18 protein-coding genes, 1 other RNA gene and 1 pseudogene are annotated in these 19,734 nt (G+C 45.5%); 14 read left to right on the top strand and 6 right to left on the bottom strand.

Annotated elements, in window-relative coordinates:
* Positions 1-374 (bottom strand): annotated as a pseudogene (locus AC9UEY_RS04740) (aminotransferase class V-fold PLP-dependent enzyme); the annotation flags it as partial.
* A 56-nt stretch (positions 375-430) separates the two neighbouring features.
* Here AC9UEY_RS04740 and gabT point away from each other — a divergent pair.
* The gene (gene gabT, locus AC9UEY_RS04735) at positions 431-1,771 is read left to right on the top strand and encodes a 4-aminobutyrate--2-oxoglutarate transaminase (RefSeq protein ID WP_509538471.1); all 1,341 of its coding nucleotides are present in this window, start codon (positions 431-433) and stop codon (positions 1,769-1,771) included.
* On the opposite strand, the gene AC9UEY_RS04730 is transcribed toward gabT, so the two are convergent.
* Positions 1,768-3,348 carry a gamma-glutamyltransferase family protein gene (locus tag AC9UEY_RS04730; RefSeq protein WP_509538468.1) on the bottom strand — a complete coding sequence of 527 codons (1,581 nt, stop codon included), beginning with the start codon at positions 3,346-3,348 and terminating at the stop codon, positions 1,768-1,770. The two genes, gabT and AC9UEY_RS04730, sit on opposite strands and share 4 nt — an antisense overlap.
* Before the next feature lie 68 nt (positions 3,349-3,416).
* Between AC9UEY_RS04730 and rnpB the strand changes: the two genes are divergently transcribed.
* The 8 genes from rnpB (at position 3,417) to AC9UEY_RS04690 (ending at position 10,840) form a co-directional block, all read left to right on the top strand.
* Positions 3,417-3,768, top strand: an RNA gene (gene rnpB / locus AC9UEY_RS04725) — RNase P RNA component class A.
* A 62-nt stretch (positions 3,769-3,830) separates the two neighbouring features.
* Positions 3,831-5,282 (top strand): MFS transporter, encoded by a 1,452-nt coding sequence (locus AC9UEY_RS04720; RefSeq protein ID WP_509538466.1) that lies wholly within the window; start codon positions 3,831-3,833, stop codon positions 5,280-5,282.
* A 316-nt stretch (positions 5,283-5,598) separates the two neighbouring features.
* Positions 5,599-6,141 carry a DUF305 domain-containing protein gene (locus AC9UEY_RS04715; RefSeq protein ID WP_509538463.1) on the top strand — a complete coding sequence of 181 codons (543 nt, stop codon included), beginning with the start codon at positions 5,599-5,601 and terminating at the stop codon, positions 6,139-6,141.
* A gap of 18 nt (positions 6,142-6,159) precedes the next feature.
* Positions 6,160-7,158: a C40 family peptidase gene (locus AC9UEY_RS04710; protein ID WP_509538460.1), complete on the top strand. Its 999-nt coding sequence runs from the start codon at positions 6,160-6,162 to the stop codon at positions 7,156-7,158.
* Positions 7,155-8,369, top strand: a complete 1,215-nt coding sequence (locus AC9UEY_RS04705; RefSeq protein WP_509538458.1) for a C40 family peptidase — start codon at positions 7,155-7,157, stop codon at positions 8,367-8,369. Before AC9UEY_RS04710 ends, AC9UEY_RS04705 begins: the two co-directional genes overlap by 4 nt.
* Before the next feature lie 44 nt (positions 8,370-8,413).
* Positions 8,414-9,223 (top strand): WD40/YVTN/BNR-like repeat-containing protein, encoded by an 810-nt coding sequence (locus AC9UEY_RS04700; RefSeq protein ID WP_509538456.1) that lies wholly within the window; start codon positions 8,414-8,416, stop codon positions 9,221-9,223.
* 82 nt (positions 9,224-9,305) lie between these two features.
* Positions 9,306-9,512: a heavy-metal-associated domain-containing protein gene (locus AC9UEY_RS04695; protein ID WP_509538453.1), complete on the top strand. Its 207-nt coding sequence runs from the start codon at positions 9,306-9,308 to the stop codon at positions 9,510-9,512.
* Between the two features lie 131 nt (positions 9,513-9,643).
* Positions 9,644-10,840, top strand: coding sequence for a M20 metallopeptidase family protein (locus tag AC9UEY_RS04690; protein WP_509538450.1), 1,197 nt, complete (start codon positions 9,644-9,646; stop codon positions 10,838-10,840).
* Positions 10,841-10,862: 22 nt separating this feature from the next.
* On the opposite strand, the gene AC9UEY_RS04685 is transcribed toward AC9UEY_RS04690, so the two are convergent.
* A complete protein-coding gene (locus tag AC9UEY_RS04685; protein ID WP_509538447.1) occupies positions 10,863-12,245 on the bottom strand; it encodes a metallopeptidase TldD-related protein in 1,383 nt (460 codons plus the stop codon).
* The gene (locus tag AC9UEY_RS04680) at positions 12,242-13,744 is read right to left on the bottom strand and encodes a TldD/PmbA family protein (RefSeq protein WP_509538444.1); all 1,503 of its coding nucleotides are present in this window, start codon (positions 13,742-13,744) and stop codon (positions 12,242-12,244) included. The genes AC9UEY_RS04685 and AC9UEY_RS04680 overlap by 4 nt, the downstream gene beginning before the upstream one ends.
* A gap of 52 nt (positions 13,745-13,796) precedes the next feature.
* Here AC9UEY_RS04680 and AC9UEY_RS04675 point away from each other — a divergent pair, with 52 nt between their 5' ends.
* From AC9UEY_RS04675 to AC9UEY_RS04660, 4 genes are all read left to right on the top strand, one after another.
* Positions 13,797-14,426, top strand: coding sequence for a DNA-3-methyladenine glycosylase family protein (locus tag AC9UEY_RS04675; RefSeq protein WP_509538441.1), 630 nt, complete (start codon positions 13,797-13,799; stop codon positions 14,424-14,426).
* Between the two features lie 40 nt (positions 14,427-14,466).
* Positions 14,467-15,309, top strand: a complete 843-nt coding sequence (locus AC9UEY_RS04670) for an undecaprenyl-diphosphate phosphatase (protein WP_509538476.1) — start codon at positions 14,467-14,469, stop codon at positions 15,307-15,309.
* A gap of 563 nt (positions 15,310-15,872) precedes the next feature.
* Positions 15,873-16,316, top strand: coding sequence for a hypothetical protein (locus AC9UEY_RS04665; RefSeq protein WP_509538438.1), 444 nt, complete (start codon positions 15,873-15,875; stop codon positions 16,314-16,316).
* Positions 16,317-16,357: 41 nt separating this feature from the next.
* Positions 16,358-17,257, top strand: coding sequence for an oxygenase MpaB family protein (locus AC9UEY_RS04660; RefSeq protein WP_509538435.1), 900 nt, complete (start codon positions 16,358-16,360; stop codon positions 17,255-17,257).
* Here AC9UEY_RS04660 and AC9UEY_RS04655 read toward each other — a convergent pair.
* Together AC9UEY_RS04655 and AC9UEY_RS04650 are read right to left on the bottom strand one after the other, a co-directional pair.
* The gene (locus AC9UEY_RS04655; RefSeq protein WP_509538432.1) at positions 17,254-17,943 is read right to left on the bottom strand and encodes a winged helix-turn-helix domain-containing protein; all 690 of its coding nucleotides are present in this window, start codon (positions 17,941-17,943) and stop codon (positions 17,254-17,256) included. The genes AC9UEY_RS04660 and AC9UEY_RS04655 overlap by 4 nt on opposite strands.
* Entirely contained in the window at positions 17,943-19,007 is a 1,065-nt protein-coding gene (locus AC9UEY_RS04650; RefSeq protein ID WP_509538429.1) for a sensor histidine kinase, read from the bottom strand. The genes AC9UEY_RS04655 and AC9UEY_RS04650 overlap by 1 nt, the downstream gene beginning before the upstream one ends.
* A gap of 98 nt (positions 19,008-19,105) precedes the next feature.
* On the opposite strand from AC9UEY_RS04650, the gene phoU reads away from it, so the two are divergent.
* The coding region (gene phoU / locus AC9UEY_RS04645) for a phosphate signaling complex protein PhoU (RefSeq protein ID WP_509538473.1) at positions 19,106-19,734 on the top strand (629 nt) is incomplete at its 3' end.

The raw sequence follows: 19,734 nt of genomic DNA, 5'->3' as shown, positions 1-19,734 counted from the left end.
CCAGTTAGAACAAGAGCGCTAAGAACTGATCTGTGAGCGGTGCGAGTAACTGCCACCTTGTCACCTGGTTTGCCAAGGGCCAAGATGATTGCTTGGTTTGCATGGGTTGAACCGCCTGTTGAAAAGCGCGCATACTCTGCGCCCCACAGCGATGCTGCTAACTCTTCAGCCTTCTTTAATGTTCCCTCAGTAAGTTTGATTTCATCTAACCCCCCATAGAGCGGAGTATCTGTATCAACTACCGCACCTAGGCCCTGATCCAAGCGATGAGCCTTTTGCTTGTGACCTGGAATTGTGAATGCTGTACGCTCAGATTCGAAGTAGCTCAAGTAGGCATCTAGTAGTGGTGCGCTCTTTCTTAACTCCGAGTTCATGTTCTAAGCCTAACCAATGGACTGGCGAGTAGGAAATGATGGCTTAGACTTTACCCATGACAACACTTACCGCATTGACTCAAGAGCGTCGGTTGGTTACCGCTATTCCGGGACCAAAATCTCTCGAGGCGCTACAGCGCCGCAGTGAGGCGACATCTGGGGGACTAGGTCTTGCCTTCCCTGCAGTCATTGAGCGAGCAAGTGATGCAATCCTTTTGGACATCGACGGAAACCAGATCATCGATCTTGGTTCAGGTATTGGTGTTACTAACGTTGGTAACGCGGCTTCACGCGTTGTTGATCGTGTGATCGATCAGGTGCAAGCATTTACACATACCTGTTTCACTGTTGCTCCATATATGGGTTACATCGAAGTATGCGAGAAGCTCAATGCGCTAACACCCGGCACATTTAAGAAGAAGTCACTTCTTGTTAACTCAGGTGCAGAGGCTGTAGAGAACGCTGTAAAGATTGCGCGCCACTACACAAAGCGCCAAGCAATTGTTGTTTTCGAACATAGCTATCACGGGCGCACGAATTTAACGATGTCAATGACTGCAAAGAACATGCCATATAAGGAAGGCTTCGGCCCATTTGCACCTGAGGTATATCGTGTGCCAATGCCTTACTCATTCCACTGGGTGGGCGATCAAGCAACTATTACTGAAGATGCAATTGACATGATTACTCACAAGATTGATAAGGAAATCGGCGCACACAACGTTGCCGCAATTCTTATCGAACCAATTCAGGGTGAAGGTGGATTTATCGTTCCACCAAAGGGTTTCTTGCCAGCGCTGTCTAAGTACTCAACAGATAACGGCATTATCTTTATCGCAGATGAGGTACAGACTGGCTTTGCTCGCACAGGCAATCTATTTGCCGTTGAAAACGAAAACGTTGTGCCAGACATGATTGTTACAGCCAAGGGCATTGCAGGTGGACTTCCACTTGCAGGTGTTACAGGCCGCGCAGAGATCATGGACTCAGTTCACGTTTCAGGCCTTGGCGGAACATACGGTGGTAATCCACTGGCATGTGCTGCAGCACTTGGCGTATTTGAAACTTTGGAAGCTGAAAAGCTAGTTGAGCGTGCAAATCACATTGGCAAGATTCTCAGTGATTCACTACGTGCATTACAGGCTAAGTATTCAGTGATCGGTGAAGTTCGCGGTCGCGGTGCGATGCAAGCAATTGAATTAGTTGAGCCAGGCACAAAGACACCTAACACAGCAGCGATGAACGCAGTTGTGAAGTATTGCCAGAGCAAGGGAGTTCTTGTTCTTACCGCTGGCACATACTCAAATGTTGTGCGCTTCTTGCCACCAATTGTTATTACAGATGAACTTCTAAAGGATGCCTTAAGCGTTCTTGAAGAAGCATTTGCTGCGCTTTAAATACCTGAAGCGTGACCTTCACAACGAGGGTCTGAACCAAAAGCAAGGGTTCCATTAGGCAATACCTGCATCATTTGCACGGACGAGCCATGTCCCCAGGCAGCCAGTGGTCTTACATCATGACCCTTTTCGCGTAACTGATCAAGAACTGCCGTTGGTACACGGTTTTCAATCTCAAGAATACCAGTGCCTGTTTCTTCATTAGAGCTTTGGCCAGGTGCATTTAAGTGTTGCCAACGTGGTGCCTCTGTTGCCTCTTGAACATTCATCTTTAAATCAACGATGTTTGTAATTAACTGCAGATTGCTTTGCACCTGAATATTTGCACCAGGCGTTCCACCCACTAAATATAAAGTGCCATCAGGGTTAACAGCAGTAAAAGCATTAAGAGTATGTGCCGGACGCTTACCCGGTGCAATGAGGTTAGGAGAAGAAGGATCAAGAGAGAATCCAGTTAAACGATTGTTCAAAAGAATTCCCGTTTCAGGGATGATCCACGAGCTGCCAAAGCCATGGAACACAGATTGAATCCATGAGACAGCGTTGCCATCTTTGTCTGCGACTAAAAAGTAGGTTGTGTCACTGCCTTCTGACACCGGTGTGATGTCAGTCATTGCAGAATCCATAGATATTTGGCTCAAACGCGCATCGATGTTTTCTTTCGACAAAATCTTCTTCACATTTACAGTGATGAATTCTGGATCGCCCAAGATTGCGTTGCGGTCTGCAAAGCCAATCTTCTTTGATTCCACGCCCACGTGAATGCGATCTGCCTCAGAAAGTGATGCCACATCAAATCTTTCATTCAGCAATAGCTCTTCCATCAAGATCATGCCTTGAGTTGGGGGAGGCTGGCCATAAATAGTGAGGTCGCGATACTTAACAGATAAGGGATCAAGAACACGGGTCGTGTGTGCTTTTAGATCTTCGGCGTTAAACCAACCCTCAGAGCCCTTAATCAATTGCTGAGCAATATGTCCTTCATAAAAAGCGGCGCGACCACCTGCTGCAATCTCGCGCAGAGATTGTGCAAGATTTTTTTGAACAACTACATCACCGATCTTCACACTTGGATCAATTCCCATATCTTTAAATACCGTGGTATCTGGTGTTAAGGCTAAATGGCCCACAATTCTTTTAACAAAACCTGTATTTGCAGGAAAGCCGTTTTCTGCGTAATCAATTGCATGTTCTAGCAGAGTTGCCATAGGCAACTTGCCATAACGCTCATGTGCCTCAAACCAAGTAGATACTAAGCCAGGAACAGTTCCTGATTTATATCCATGCAGAGGTATTCCATCTTTATAGGCATCAGGTGTTGCAGCGTGTGAACCTTCACCGCTTCCATTGAAAGCAAGATTCGTTTTACTTGCCGCATAGTGGGTAACAAGAAATGCATCTCCACCAAGGTGTGAAGCACCCGGTTCAACAACACAGATGACTGCGCTGAGTGCAATAGCGGCATCAATGAAAGATCCGCCTTGCTTCAAGATTGAAATCGCTGCGCTTACAGCCAATGGCTGGCTTGCTGCAGCTCCTCCATTTTTAGCATAAACAACGCTTCGGCCCGTTTGCATCCGTGAACTGTGGCCTATTTTTAAAGGGATTACAAGAACATCAACATTGCAAGTATCCTTTACACAGAAGAGTCGCCCGGATCACCGCGTTGTCGCAAGACACCGAGGAAAGTCCGGACTTCGCAGAGCAAGGCGGTGGGTAACTCCCACCCGGAGCAATCCGCGGGAACAGTGCAACAGAAAGTAAACCGCCAACGAAAGTTGGTAAGGGTGAAACGGTGGTGTAAGAGACCACCAGTAATTGCAGAAATGCAATTAGCTATGTAAACCCCGCCTGAAGCAAGACCACGCAGTTGGCGTTTGAGAGCTGCTCGCTCGAGTCAACGGGTAGGTTGCTTGAATCTGTAAGCAATTACAGATCTAGATGGATGGTGATCCCTCGCAAGAGGACAGGATCCGGCTTATAGGGCGACTCTTCTTTTACTTGTTTTGCCATATGCCATACTTTGTATCTAATTACTGAAGGAAGAGGCTTGCTAGTCATGGATAAAGAGTTGAAAATCAAGAAGTTTCGCTGGCTAGCTGTAGTCGTTCTTCTCGTCGCATCCTTCATGGATCTGCTAGATACAACAATTGTTAATGTTGCACTACCTTCAATCCAAGAAGATCTTGAGGCTTCCTCCGCTCAGCTGGTGTGGATTGTCTCTGGTTATGTTCTAAGTTTTGCAGTCTTGTTGATAACAGGTGGTCGCCTTGGTGATCGCTATGGACGAAAAACAATTTTTAACATGGGAGTTTTTGGCTTCACACTAGCCTCAGTTGCCTGTGCCTTTGCACAAACTGCAGATGGGCTAGTTATTTCACGACTAGTTCAAGGAGCTTTTGGCGCAATAATGATTCCTCAGGTTCTTTCGATTATTCAGGTTCTCTTCAAGCCGAAAGAGCGCGCTGCAGTGTTTGGTTTAGTGGGTGGTATTTCTGGATTAGCTGCTGTCGCTGGACCACTCGTTGGTGGACTACTTGTTTCAGGTGATGCTTTCGGTTTGGGATGGCGCAGTATTTTCATTATTAATGTTCCTGTTGGAGTTTTACTTTTGATCGCATCCTTTGCCTTTGTGCCGAATTCAAAATCTAAAAAGCCGGTCAAGTTAGACATTCTCGGAGTTAGCTTGATCGTCACAGCTCTGTTTCTAATCATCTTCCCTCTCATCCAGGGTAGAGAACAGGGCTGGCCAATTTGGATTTGGGTCATGCTGGGTGCAAGCCCATTGCTCATCGGAGCATTTGTTGCGCTCCAAAACCATGAAGAAAAAAGTAGCGGGATGCCATTGATTCCACCATCACTTTTCAAAAACCGTGGCTTTTCAGCAGGAGTTGTAACAAGCTTTTTAGCCCTGTCATCAATCGGTGCGTTCTTCCTCATCTTCGCTTTGTACTTGCAGATTGGATTAGGTTTCTCGGCTCTAGATGCCGGATTAGCCTCACTTCCATTTAGCGTTGGTGCATTCTTTGGCAGCGGCATTGCTGTTCCTTTAGCTCCAAAAATTGGGAAGTTCCTCATTGTTGTTGGTGCTGTCTTGCAGTTCATTGGCTATTTCTTAGTCAAGCAGGTTATTGTGAATCAAGGCGACGGCTTAGTTGGAACGGATTTAATTGTTCCCATGGCGATTGCAGGCGTCGGATTAACTCTCATTTTGGTACCGCTTAATGATCTTTCTCTGGCTCAAACAGATGTTGAAAATGCCGGTGCGGCATCAGGAGTTCTAAACACTTTCCAGCAAGTTGGTGGTGCTATCGGTGTTGCCGTTATTAGCGTCATCTTCTTTGATGTCGTTGGGATGAATTTTTCCCCAGCGGGGTTGCGAGATGGATTTGAATTAGCAATCTGGGCGCCGCTTGTATCTGTTGTGTTAACTGGAGTTTCTAGTTTCTTGCTTCCAAGCGTTTCGCAGATGCTCGCACATAATCTTGCTGCAGAGAGACTAGATGAATAGATCTGGCTCATAGGGCGACTCTTCTTTACATAAAGGGAGTGGGGGAAAAACCCCACTCTCTTTTCCTTTCTAAGCGTTATAACTTTTGCCAAGACCTAACGCTATTTTGTGCTCTTGTATGGGCAAGCATGGGCATTGGCTGAGAACCGTTAGGAGTCTTAAATCACCTTTTTATTGCGTGTTTTTATGAAATAGTCCATTAAAAAGTGGAAACTGGTAAAGTCTTCATATGCACTTTGTGGCTAGAAGCATTCATCTGCATCTGATCACTCTTCGATTGAAACTGCTCTTCATCAACTCGAGAAAAGAACTCTAAATGTTTAAGAAAATCGTCTTTATGCTAGCCGCTATTTCGCTTCCATTCTTCAGTCAGTCTGCAGCCGCAAGTTCACATTCCAGTACTCTAAAAAATCTGGGCATGAATGAAATTATGTTTGCCCAAGGCATGATGCCACACCATCAGCAAGCGATAGAAATGTCCAACATGGCCCTAAAAAATGGTGTTAGCCCAGAGGTAAAGAAGTTGGCTAAGGGAATTATCGCTGCGCAAGGAAAAGAGATTAGTCAGTTGAAGTATTGGCTGACAGCTACAAAGTCATCAATGACAATGGGGCACGACATGGGTATGGGCGGAATGCTCACTAAAAACGATTTGATTGCCCTTAAGAAACTCAAAGGTAGCAAATTCGATGCTGCTTTTCTTAAAGCGATGATTGCTCATCATGAAGGTGCCCTAGAGATGGTTTCAATGCTTGACCGCACAAAAAATAGTGAAGCCAAAAAGATTGCAATGGATATCCGGGCAGGGCAGTCAGATGAAATCACCCTCATGAAGAAATTATTGGCTAAGAGTAAATAAGGTCAGAGGGTCGATAACATGAAGAGAGCACTCTCTCTACTCCTTGTTGCCGCTTTTATGGTGCAGCCACTTCAGGCTCAGGCTGCGCCAACGGTGGCATCTGTGCAGCGTGATATTGATCGTCTTCGAACTTTGGCAGCTGAAAAATATGAAGCAGCAAACGAGGCCACTATAAGAATTAAATCACTTCAAAAGGAGACAGGGGCGCTGGAACAGCGCGAGGCATTAATTCAAGAAGAGTTGAGCGTATTTAGTAAAGTCTTGGCAAAAATTGCGATTTCTGAGTATCAAGGCAGTGGGTTTGGTGGAACTTTTGAATTGCTATTTTCCTCTGATCCAACACGATATCTTTCGGATGCGTCTGTATTAGATGGTGTGAGTAGAGGATATTCAAAGCAGTTACGAGAATTTGCAGCAACTAAACAGAGAGTCCAAGCCACGCAGCTAGTTCTGGCTGATCGAACCTCATTACTTCTTGCCGAAAAGAATCGACTTAATCGCCAGGTGACGGAAGCAAAAACAGCATTGCTTAAAGCCGAGAAGCTTCTTAAATCACTTGCGAAGGCGGATCGAGAACGTCTCCTTAGAGAAGAGGCTGCTCGAGAAGATAAGATTCAAAGCGATTCAAAAGGCTATGCCGCCTCCTATAAAGGTGACAACACACGTGGATCAATTGCGCTTAAGTACGCTCTTCAGCAAATAGGTGATATTTATGTGTGGGCAGCTGCCGGCCCAACACGGTGGGATTGTTCTGGATTGACTATGCGAGCATTCCAAAAAGCCGGTGTCTCTCTACCTCACTCTTCACGGGTGCAAGTAAAGTACGGAAAGTCGATCGCTTACTCCAATGTGAAGCCAGGAGATTTACTCTTCTTTGGTAAACCAATTAGCCATGTCTCGATATATATGGGCGGCGGAAAAATGGTTCAAGCTCCAAGACCAGGCAAAAGAGTCGAGGTAGTGCCGTTAACGAAAATGTTTGGAAGAAAGCCGTTTGTGGGAGCTAGAAGGTTATGAAGTTATTTACAATAAAAGCTCTTGCAGCCTCGACGATTATCCTCTTGGCCATCTCGGTCCAAGCGGCTCCAAGTCATGCCACATCACACAAACCCACACTTGCACAAATTGAGGCTGCGAAAAAAGCTGAATTAGCGAAGAAGAAAATTGCCGATGAAGCCTTAAAAAAATTAGCTCGCGCCAGGGGAAATCTAAAGCAATTAAGTATTATTGCAAATCAAGCGCAGCAAAAATATGTGGCAGCTAAAGCAGATTTGTTGATTGCTACACGCGAATTAAATCTTGCGAATGAGATCTATTTATCAGCAGTTGCCGAGGTTTCTGCTACTCATCGCGAAATAGGAAAGCTAGCAGTCCACGCCTACATGAATGGCGGTGGCTTAACAGATCTAGAGCCTATTTTGAGTTCCACGGGTCCACAGGAGTTAATCGATAATCTATCAACCCTAGAAAACTTAGGCGTTGGAAATAAAACATCTCTGAAGAGATTTAAGGCTGCTGAAGAAATTGCTCAGCGAGCTAAAGCAGTTGCTGAAGTAGCAAAGCAAAAGCAGGCAGAAGTTACTGTTCGAGTGGCAGCCGCAAAAAAAGAGGCTGATGATGCACAGGCTGAACAGCAAAAAGAGGTTAATAAACTTCAAGCTGTTCAAGACAAATTACAGCGAGATCTTGCATCAGCCAAGAAGGTGCGCATTACTCTCGAGCAAAAACGCCAACTGGCGATCTTGGAAGAAACACGCGCAAATGAGGCAACAAAGGTAACTGGACAATCGAAAGTTTGGAAAACTGGTGGGCCAACTGGGGCGAAGAGTTCCCGAACATCAGAAGCCCAACGTCTTAAGGCCGTTGAATTTGCAAAGCGGCAAGTGCTCGCAAAAAAGCCATATGTCTGGGGTAGTGAAGGGCCAAATTCATTTGATTGTTCTGGGCTTGTTTATGCCGCTTATAAATACGCCGGACTTGGATGGCCAATTTGGGATCGCCTCAACTCAGGGTTGTTCTACACCTACACCAAGCAGATTCCAATTGCCGAGATGCAGCCAGGAGACTTAATTTTCTATTCCTACAAGGGAACTCAAAGCACTATTCACCACATCAGCATTTATGCTGGTGACGGGATGATGTGGGAAGCCAGATCAACTGCAACAGGTCTTAGGTATTCAAATATCTACAGTGTCTCCGGAATGATGCCATATGCGGGCCGAGTCTAGAAGTTTTACAAAGGATCAAGATTGAGGAAGAGATGAAACTGTTAATGAAAGATACTTCGAAGTTCTTACTTCTTACTTTTGCGATTACCGCGTCTGTGGGATCCATAAACCATGCAAACGCAGAGAGTTTAGGTTCAGTCTCACACATACATCATGTAAAAGTAGTGGCAAACAAAGTGCATGTTTTAACTCACGAGGGTCTTTATGAACTTGTTGGAATGAATGATATGAAACTAGTTGGCAAAGAGAAAATTGATGTCATGGGGTTTACATCCCTTGGAAATGTCTTGGTTGCAAGCGGGCACCCTGCTGTAGGTTCCAAGATGCCAAACCCAATCGGAGTAATGAAATCCCTTAATGGCGGATTAACCTGGAAATCTGTCTCTCTCAGCGGAAAGGTAGATTTCCATTATCTGGAAGGTGCTGGGAGTGATCTCTATGGTGCGGATTCACAAACTGGAAAGTTGATGTACTCAGCTGATTCTGGAGTGACGTGGAAAACATTAGGAGCAAACACCTTTACAGATATTGCAGTCTCACCCGAGATGTCAGGAATGGCTGTAGCCATTCAAGACACTGAACTGCTTTTTACTGAGAACGCCTTCAAATCAACAACTAAAATTAAAAGTACTCTTACAATGACTCAGATCGAATGGCGTACATCGGGTCTCTACGGATTAAGTGGTAACTCACTTTATAAGTCAACTAATTCTGGCAAAACCTGGACAAAGCAGAGTACGTTTAAGGGCGCTCCAGGGATTCTGAGCGCTAGTGATCAGTTGATGCTGGTCACTGTGGGCTCAGATATCTATACATCAAAAAATGAAGGCAAGAGTTTTAGGAAACTTTCCTAATCTAGGCAAATTCTTGTGCCTAAGAGGTGTGTTACTAGTAAATAGTATTCGCACCAAGTTCTGAAAATTAAGGGAGTAAGAAGTGTCAGAAAAGACAGTTGCAATCAAAGGAATGACCTGTGGTCACTGTGAAGGCCGAGTGAATACGGAGATCATGGCAATTCCAGGAGTAATCAGTGTGGTCGTGAGTGCTGAGAAAGCATGCGCAATAATTACATCTGAGTCAGAAATATCTGGAGATGCTATTGAGAGTGCAGTACAGGCAGCCGGGTATTCCCTGCTGCATTAAAACCGTAGGATCCTGCTCATGGGGCGACTCTTCTATTAACTTTGAATTGCCATGAAGCAACAAATTCATAGACATTGGGTTATTAGGCTAGTTATGATCACCTTCAGATTTAAATCGACGAAGGGTCAAAAGTGAGTAATTTTCTCAGTGAAGCGCATGAAATCCAAGATGAGTTAGCCGCCTTTCGCCGACGCCTTCATCAAGAGCCAGAAATTGGATTAGACCTACCTATGACTCAAGCAAAGATTGTGGCGGCACTCGATGGTTTGGGTCTTGAGGTAACAACTGGAAAATCACTTAGTTCAGTAACTGCGGTGCTTCGAGGCAGCATGTCTGACAAGACAGTGTTGTTACGTGCGGACATGGATGCACTACCTGTAACTGAACTAGCTGATCTTGCATATAAGAGTCAGATTGATGGCGCAATGCACGCGTGTGGTCATGACTTGCATGTTGCGATGTTAATTGGTGCGGCTAAGTTGTTAGTTAAGAACAAGTCACAGCTCAACGGTGATGTGGTCTTTATGTTCCAACCAGGTGAAGAGGGTTTTGATGGCGCTGGACACATGATTAAAGAGGGTGTCTTGACAGCTAGTGGACGAAAAGCTGATGCAACTTATGGCCTTCACGTTATGTCCTCTTCAGTCCCAGCAGGAACATTTACAACCAAGCCTGGCACCATGATGGCCTCTAGTGATGAGTTACATGTGACTGTGATCGGTATGGGCGGACATGGATCTCAACCTCACACGGCTAAGGATCCAATTCCCGTTGCTGCTGAAATGGTGAGCGCGCTGCAGTTATTGATTACTCGCTCTTTTGACTCCTTTGATCCGGTCGTAATTACCGTTGGCCAATTTCACGCAGGCACTAAAGCAAACATAATTCCAGATACTGCAGAGTTCCAAGCAACTATTCGAACATTCTCTGGGGAAAATAGAACTCGTATTCAAGTTGAGGCAGTTCGGTTGTGTAAAGCAATTGCTGAAGGTTATGGACTCAAAGCTGACGTTTCAGTTGTTGAACAGTATCCAGTCACAGTAAATAACGATTCACACGCCCAATTCGTGGGCAAAGTTGCCGCTGATCTCTTCGGCAATGATGCTTATGTTGACATGCCACATGCTATTGCTGGAGCTGAGGATTATTCCCGAGTTCTAGAGGCAGTTCCTGGTTCCTACGTGTTCCTTGGTGCATCTGTTGATCAAGACGCTACAAAGTCTGAAGTCAATCACTCACCTCGAGCTATGTTTGATGATTCCGTGATGTATCGAGGAACTGCGTTGCTCAGTGAATTGGCAGTTCGTTCACTGAATGAAATGGTGTGAAGCTCTGACCTGTTAGTTGACTTTAGCTTCCAGGGCTGACCGTCGACATATTGAAGTCTTTAATAACAAGTGGCGGAATAGCCATGTTAGACATGTCGCCAGCCCATTCACGTGGCTGAGTCCATTCAGTTGCACCAGCATGGACGATGCGAGAAAGAGCTGAAACTGGAGAGTCATTCCAACGGAAGTTGTTAGTTGCACCAACAACTTCGCCGCCCTTAACGTGATAAACACCGTCACGAGTTAAGCCGGTAAGAAGTAGTGAGTTGGGATCAACCATGCGGATATACCAGAAGGTAGTTAGGAGTAGTCCGTTATCAACTTTCTTGACTAGATCTTCAAGTGTTCCGCTTGCTCCATCGACGCTCATCACAAGGTTTTCACCCAGTGGTGTGAAATCTAAGTTAGTTAGCTTTGCAGATGCTCGGGTTTGAATCAGAGATTGCAGGACACCGTCTTTGAGCCAATCAACACGCTTGATGGGTTGACCATTATCAAATACTGAAGAGAACGGTGAACTAACTGCGGTTGCAACAAAGTTAGCTGCAGGCAGTTGTTTGAATTCAGGATCACTAAAGAATTGCAAGGAAACATTTGAAAGCTTCTCACCAATGCGAGTTCCTCCACCCTTTTTAGAAAATACAGATTGACCTTCATGAGCATCTCTGGCAGTTGAAACCCACATCATGTAGGTGAACAGATCTGCCACAGAACCTGAAGGCAAGATGGTGTCATAACGTCCTGCAGGTAGATCTACTTTGGTGCCTTGCCACTGTAAACGTTGGCGAATTTGTCCATCGATGTCTGCAACAGAGACATCCTTAAAGTCACGAGTTTCAACCCCGGCCCATGTGGAACGTGATCGATCGTGAGACTTTCCAGTCATTTCTACGCGACCAACTGGTGAATCCTTACGCAAACGCAAGCCACCCTTTGATCCAACCCAGGTTGTTTCATGGGTGTGTTCGGAGTAGCCAAAGAGTTCAATTTTGTCAGCAACAGAGCGGGAAAACATGTCGCCAAGTGCTGGAGCAAATGTTGAAAATACTTCTGGACCAGTTGGGACGTGCTCTGCAGACCAGTTACCAATTGCAACATTTGTTGCAAGAGGGGAGTAGTCATCAGCTGGACCTGCAGCTTTTGCCGCAGCGATCGCTTCTTCAAGGAGAGTTGGAACATCAGCAAGTGAAACATCTGTGCGTGTAACACCACCCGAAGCCATGCCACCAGTTACGGCCACAAAGGCAACAACGGTAACGCTGCGCTCTTGAATAACACCGTTAGTTGTTAGCGTGCTTGCTGCCCAACGAAGGTTTGCTTGGGTTTTATCCTTGACTACAACAATGCAATCATCACAGTTGGCTGCAGATGTTATCTTTTCAATCAGATCTTGAGCAGAAATCATTTTCCAGCCTCCGCAACAGTGTTGAGAATATTTACCTTGTCAAAGATTGCCGCTGGGCAACCATGACTTACCGCTGCAACCTGACCTGGTTGAGCTTTACCGCAATTAAACGCGCCACCTAGAACATAGGTAGAAGGTCCGCCAACAACCTTCATCGAGCCCCAGAAGTCAGTTGTAGTTGCTTGATAGGCAACATCTTTTAATTGACCAACGATCTTGCCGTTTTTCACACGGTGGAACTGTTGACCTGTGAATTGGAAGTTATAGCGCTGCATATCAATAGACCAAGACTTGTCACCCTTAATGATGATTCCATCTTCCATTGAAGCAACCATCTCGTCATAGGTTGGACCAGTTGGGTTGGGCTGCAAAGAAACATTGGGCATGCGCTGAATTGGAACATGCGCGGGGGAGTCGGCATAGGCGCATCCATTGCTTCGATCACGATTAACGCGAGCAGCAATTCGGCGATCAAGTTGATACCCAACTAGAAGGCCATCTTTAATGATGTCCCAGCGCTGAGCTGCAACACCTTCATCATCAAAACCAACGGTGCTTAGACCGTGAGAAGTACTGCGATCTCCAGTCACATTCATCAATTTTGAACCGTATTGAAGAGTATTTAACTTATCTGGTGTGGCAAAGGAAGTTCCGGCATAGTTTGCTTCATAACCGATGGCACGATCCAACTCAGTTGCGTGGCCAATTGATTCGTGAATTGTCAGCCACAAATTAGATGGGTGAACTAATACGTCATAACGTCCTGGTTCAACAGAGGGTGCTGCAACTTTTTCCGCTAGCAATGATGGTAGTTCTGCAATTTCTGCATCCCAATCCCAGTGCTTATTACCCATCCACTCCCAGCCAAAGCCTACAGGTTGGGCCAATGTGCGCATGGCTTCAAAACCGTGAGCGCCAATTGAAGTCGCTTCAATCTGAGTTTGAATTCGTACACGTTGCTGTGTGGTGCTAGTGCCATAAGAATCGGCATAATGTTTTTGTTCTTTAACAAACATAGTTTGTGCAGAGGTGTGATTAACACCAGCACTCTTGAGTAAACGATTACTCAGATCTGCCAAGCGGTCTTTCTTCTCAGAATCAGAGACTGTGAATGGATCAATTTCATACTCTGACACCCAGGTCTGGTTGGCATAGACCGGTTCGGTAACAAGTGAGACTAACTCTGTTGATAATGGCTTTGAAGTTTTGGCCATGGCAACTGCTGTCATAGCCAGTTTCTTCGCAACATCGACAGAAATCTCAGGAGATGAAGCAAAGCCCCACGCACCGTTAACGATGACTCGCACGCCAACTCCGGCGATTGATTCATCACTTTGGGTCTCTGGACGGGCATCGCGCAATGAGAGCAATCCAGTGCGCGTGCGCTCGATCCGCACATCAACGTGTGAGGCTCCGGCATCTTTGGCTGTGCTAATTGCGGCGTCACTAACAGCGGTTAGTGGAAGGGCTAGAAAATCTGCATCAACATTTTTATTCACCCCAGAACCCTAATTCAAATCCTGCATTAGGGAAAGTGCTTACAATCTGAGCATGGCTGAAAAGAAAAATACTGGTCCGGAATCTAATTTTCCCTCGATTGAGAGGAAAATCGCCAAAATTGACCCAGCTTTTCTGCCAGCAATAAAAGACCTTGAACCCTGCACATTCGGATTAACTAAGCCAAAGATTTCTCAGTACCAATCACTTATTCGGGCAGTAATTGCGCAGCAAGTAAGTACCGCTGCAGCCCGAACGATAACCGGAAGATTAGAAGATAAATGCTCTGGATCAATTACCGCTGAAAGAGTCGGCGCACTCTCACTTAAGCAGCTGCAATCTGTTGGATTAACGGGGGCAAAGGTGCGCACAATTAGCGAACTGACTTCTGCTGCGCTATCGGGGGAGATTAACTTTAGAAGGTTTGCACACATGTCAGATGAAGAGATTACTCAAGAACTAGTGCCGCTATTTGGTATTGGCCGATGGACGGTTGAGATGTTCTTGATCTTTCACCTTGGACGAATAGATGTGTGGCCGGTTGATGATCTAGCGGTACGAAGAGGTTGGGATAACTTGCATGGTAATTCTGAACCCATTAAACCTAAAGTTTTGCAGGGTTTAGGAGACCAGTTTGCTGGGATGCGAAGTGTTGTTGCCTGGTATTGCTGGAGAGCTTCCTAGTAACTAGTTACTATGGGGGCTTACTAATGGTGACGGGAGGCTGTGCGTGCTTGAAGCATTAATTCTCGGCATCGTTCAAGGCCTCACAGAGTTTCTACCCATTTCATCTAGTGCCCACATTCGTATCGTGGGTGAGTTCATGAACAAGGCTCAAGATCCCGGAGCACGCTTTACGGCAATCACACAAATTGGCACAGAGCTTGCCGTGCTTATCTTCTTTCGCAATGACATCAAAGCGATCGTTGTTTCTTGGTTTAGTCAGGTTTTTAAGCGCGCCGAGTTAAGTGGTGAAGCAAAAGGCCAAGCACGCATGGGTTGGCTGATCATTACTGGAAGCGTGCCAATAGTTGTGCTTGGTTATTTTGGCAGAGACATCATTACAAATGATCTTCGCTCACTGTGGCTTATTGCATCTGTAATGATCATCTTTGGTGTGATCCTTGGTATTGCAGATAAGTATGGAAAGAGCGAAAGATCATTAGAACAACTAAGCACTAAGCATGGTGTTCTTTATGGTGCAGCCCAAGCATTGGCATTAGTTCCGGGAGTTTCACGATCTGGTGCAACCATTGCGATGGGTAGGTTTTTGGGGTACTCACGCGAGGCTGCCCTTCGCTATTCTTTTTTGTTAGCCCTTCCTGCAGTCTTTGGAAGTGGGTTTTATCAATTAAAGGATGCATTCTCCTCCGATGCTGCGCCCAATGTGTTTTCGATTCCAGAAACCTTTGTAGCTACAGCTGTAGCATTTGGTGTGGGCTACATCCTTATCGCTTGGCTTCTAAAGTTTGTTTCAACAAAGAGTTTTATGCCATTTATCATCTATCGCATAGTTCTAGGTTCAGCACTTCTTGTTCTCTTGGCAACAGGTGTTATTTCAGCATAAGTAATACCTCATGGGGGGACCCCTATTCCAATTTTTTGGTTTTCCACAAATATTGCTGATGTGAACTAATTGAGGTGAAACTACTGAATCATCTCGGTGATGGAGTGGATATTGAAAAAAAGCAAGTTTGTTGTGATCTTCGCTGTTACGGGCTTAGTCGGAATAGGTAGTCAGGCAATGCCGATCAACGCACAAATCCCCAAATTAAACGCTTTGGTTGATCGGAGTTTTACAGGTAATCAAGTCAATCTGCCTAATGACTGTTCAGGTAGATCAGATTATCCCCATAAATCTACTCATGCCCCAGGCAGAGTTAACGCAGTTGCCGAAACTGTATGTCCTGGTCAAATGGTGGAGGTTAAGACGACCCTTACTAGACCGGGTTGGTTTATCTTCACGGAGTCAGTTACAAAGACCAAGTCGGGGTTTGGGAAGGTCAAAATTTCAGTATCGATGCTTTGTAAATGGAAGCCTGGAGAACCTCCAATCGGGTACATTGTTATGTCGGTGCATTCAAGTGCAACGGGCGGGCGAGCGATCACTAGGGTGCGTAGATTTCTTAAGTGCTAGAAGAAGTGGGAGGGATCATGTCACTAGTAGGTTGGAATGATTCCTCATTAGATTTTTACACTGAGATAGATTTTAAGAGCACCCCTTCTTGGATTCGATTTTTGGCCTTAACCCCAGTTGTTGAAAAATATGCTTACCCAGTCGCCGTTCGAAGAGGTTTCGGAACAATCTGGATCTCTAGAGACTCGGGAGTAGATATAGATATTTTCTTGGCTCAAGGCTGGCTCGTAGAGAGCGGTGAGCCCGACGACAATGACCGCTTCTTAAGTGGCTCACTTGCGAGACTGTCAATCGACGCAAAACCCATAAGAAAGCCCAAAGTTAAATTTACGAGGTTTGGTCGTGAACTCGCTTGGAGAAAAGCTGTACACGAAGCAAATGGAACTTTAAATCATCTGGTAAAAGAGTCATCACCCTTCAACAAAAACGAAATATAATTTAAATTGGCGGAGTGAAGTCCGTACTCTACGATTCTCTAGTGCTGTCATTCCATAACTTTCCCCTTACTAAGCCATTGGCAGATAAGTTTCGCGAGATTGTTTCAGGCTCAAAAGATGGTCGCCCAGAATGGGTCAACACAATCGCAATTGGTTCAGGCCCAGGGTTATTTGGCCCTGGTAGTGCGGTGTGGCAAGTACATGGTTGCATTGCAACTCTAGTGGGTGGAGTCCGTGCTCTTTTATTACAAGCCGCACACCCAGCACCGTTATCAGGAGTTGCTGAGCACTCCCGATATGAATCAGATCCATTAGGTCGATTAGCAGGAACAACACGTTGGTTAACTGTTACAACATTTGCAGCCACCGAAGTTATCGACCGTGAGGCAGCGCGAGTCAATGCAATGCATGATCATGTTAAAGGTGAATTTAAAAATAAGCAGGGTCACGAGCAAAGTTACAAAGCAAAAGATCCTCGCTTCTTACTCTGGGTGCATTGTGCATTTACTGACTCATTTTTGAAGGCACATCTTGCTTTGGGTTATCCCATTGATCAAGGCGCAGATACATACGTTGCACAATGGAGCAAGAGTGCTATCCCACTGGGGCTAACTAATGCACCACTGTCAGTTGCAGAGCTAGAAGCTGCGCTGGATGATTTCCGCAAGAATGACTTAGCAACGGTAGCTCGCACAGCAGAAGTAGTTCGTTTTATTCTGAACCCTCCATTTAATGGTGCTGGCGCGTTTTTCTATACAATTATTTCAAATGCGGCGATTGCAACATTAGATCAACATGAATTAACACTTTTGGGACTGGAGAAGAGATCAAAGATCTGGTTAAGGATTTCTCGGGTTAGCCTGGATCTCTTCTTAGCTATTTTGGGGCCAGAGGCTCCTGCGGTTCAGGTTGCAAAAGAGCGCGTATCAAAAGGAAATTAGATGTTTTCTAATTTATAGCCAAGTCCGCGGATCGTCTGAATAAGAACTGGATTAGCAGGATCTGCTTCAATCTTGGCACGAAGACGCTTGATGTGAACATCTAAAGTCTTGGTATCGCCGTAGTAATCCCCGCCCCACACGCGATCAATTAATTGTGATCGGGTGAGAACACGGCCTGAGTTACGCATTAAGAACTCAAGTAGTTCAAACTCTTTGAGAGGAAGTGACACAGGTGCTCCATTTACTGATACTTGGTGCTTACCGGTGTTGAGCTTTACAGGTCCAACTTCCATTAAATCTTGATCTTGAATTGAACCATCATCTGTAATACCGCGGCGCAATACCGCCTTGATGCGGGCAATTAATTCGCGAGATGAATAAGGCTTAGTGACATAATCATCTGCGCCTAGTTCAAGTCCTACAACCTTATCGATTTCTGCATCTTTGGCTGTCAACATAATGATTGGAACTTGTGAAGTTGTGCGAATCGTGCGGCACACCTCAACACCAGAGACCTCAGGAATCATGAGATCGAGAAGGATCAAATCCGCACCTTCTTTGGCAAAGATTTCAAGTGCTTTGCGGCCATCTTCTGCCACCAAAGTCTCAAATCCTTCTTTGCCCAATAGAAAAGCTAGTGCTTCTGAGAATGATGCTTCATCTTCTACGATGAGAATCTTGGACATTAGTTGGCCTCCGCTTGTTTGATATAAATAGGCAAAAGTAAGGTAAATGTACTTCCGATATTTTCCGCGCTCCACACCTTCACATCGCCGCCATGCTTTGATGCAACGTGCTTGACGATTGAAAGACCTAAGCCTGTGCCGCCTGTTTGGCGAGAACGTGCAGGATCTACTCTGTAGAAACGTTCAAAGATTCTTAGTAGATCAGCCTCAGGTATACCAATACCTTGATCTGTGACAGAAATTTCAACAATGCCATCTACCAGCTTGCTTGTCACGGCAACCTTTGTGTTGTCGGGGGAGTAATTGACCGCGTTATCAATGAGATTTTGGATTGCCATCGTTAATTGATCGCGATCACCCCACACCGATAGATCTTTTTCTTCCTGATAATTAACGGTGATGTGTCTATTTTCGGCATTAATCTGACTTTGATCAATCGCCTCTTTTACAAGATATCCAACTTCTACTTCCTCGGCTTCTTGAAGTGGATCAGAATCTTGAATACGAGACAGGTTAATAATTTCTTGTACTAAGTCAGTCAAGCGCTTTGATTCTGATTGCATGCGCGTTGCAAACATAGTCACTGCTTCTGGTTCATCCTTTGCACCCAACACCGCTTCACTCAAAAGGGAAAGCGCGCCGATTGGTGTTTTTAACTCATGGGAAATATTTGCAACAAAGTCACGGCGAATTTCATGAACACGCTGAGCTTCGCTTTCATCTGAAATTAAAACAATAACAAGATCACCTTCGGTCAAAGGAAAGATGTTCACCGTTAACTCGTGAATACCTTCACCGATCGGTCCGCGTGGAATATCTATGCGGCCTGTGTGTTTTGTATTTGTCCTGCGCACGACTCGAATCGTTGCCAGTAACTCTGGGCTATCAATGCGCCCATCCTTTAAAATTCCTAGACGTTCAATTCCCTGAGATTCAAATATAGGAAATTCTCCTGGGGCAAGAACAAGAGCTTCTCCATCTAGGTTATTGAGGGTCTTTATAAGCATGTCGGGTAGTAGGCGAGGGTCTGAAGCCTCATCTACAACCTGGCGCTTTAACCTCATATGGAAACTCTATCGCGCTAAAACCCAAGTTAACCGCCCGTTAACCCAATGGTTTGCGTATGTTAATCATTGTGCCTTAGGTTGCACCCATGCCCCTTATTAGATCAGTGTTTCAGGATGAGTTAGACGGCGTCTCTCAATCCTTGGTCGACCTTACCAACATGGTTTCAGAATCAATAGTTAAGGCCACTAAGTCCTTGCTATCTGCCGATCTCAATCTTGCCGAAGAGGTAATTGCAACTGATGTGAAAATCGATGATTACCAACATGAACTAGATGCTCGCATCATTGACATCATCGCACGACAACAACCAGTTGCATCAGATCTTCGGGCATTGATTACCGCGCTACGCATGAGCGCAGACCTTGAGCGCATGGGAGACCTTGCACACCACATTGCAAAGGTTGCTCGTCTTCGCCACCCCAATAGCGCAATCCCAGCCGACTTAGTGTTGGCATTTACGGAAATGGGACATGTTGCAGAAAAGCTTTCGACAAAGGTTACAACAGTTATCACAACTAGAGATACCGACATGGCGTTGCAAGTTGAAAAAGATGATGACGAAATGGATGAGCTCCATAAGAAGGTAATCATTGGAATCACCAACGGTGGCGCTGGAATCACGATTGAATCTGCCATCGATTTAACCTTGCTTGGTCGATACTATGAGCGCTTTGCAGACCACGCTGTTGCTGTTGCTCGCCGTGTGTACTTCCTTGTTAAGGG

Origin of the sequence: Candidatus Planktophila sp. (assembly GCF_040402275.1) — a bacterium.
In the GTDB taxonomy this organism is placed as follows: Bacteria; Actinomycetota; Actinomycetes; order Nanopelagicales; family Nanopelagicaceae; genus Planktophila.
This window is presented reverse-complemented; position numbering and strand designations above follow the sequence as displayed.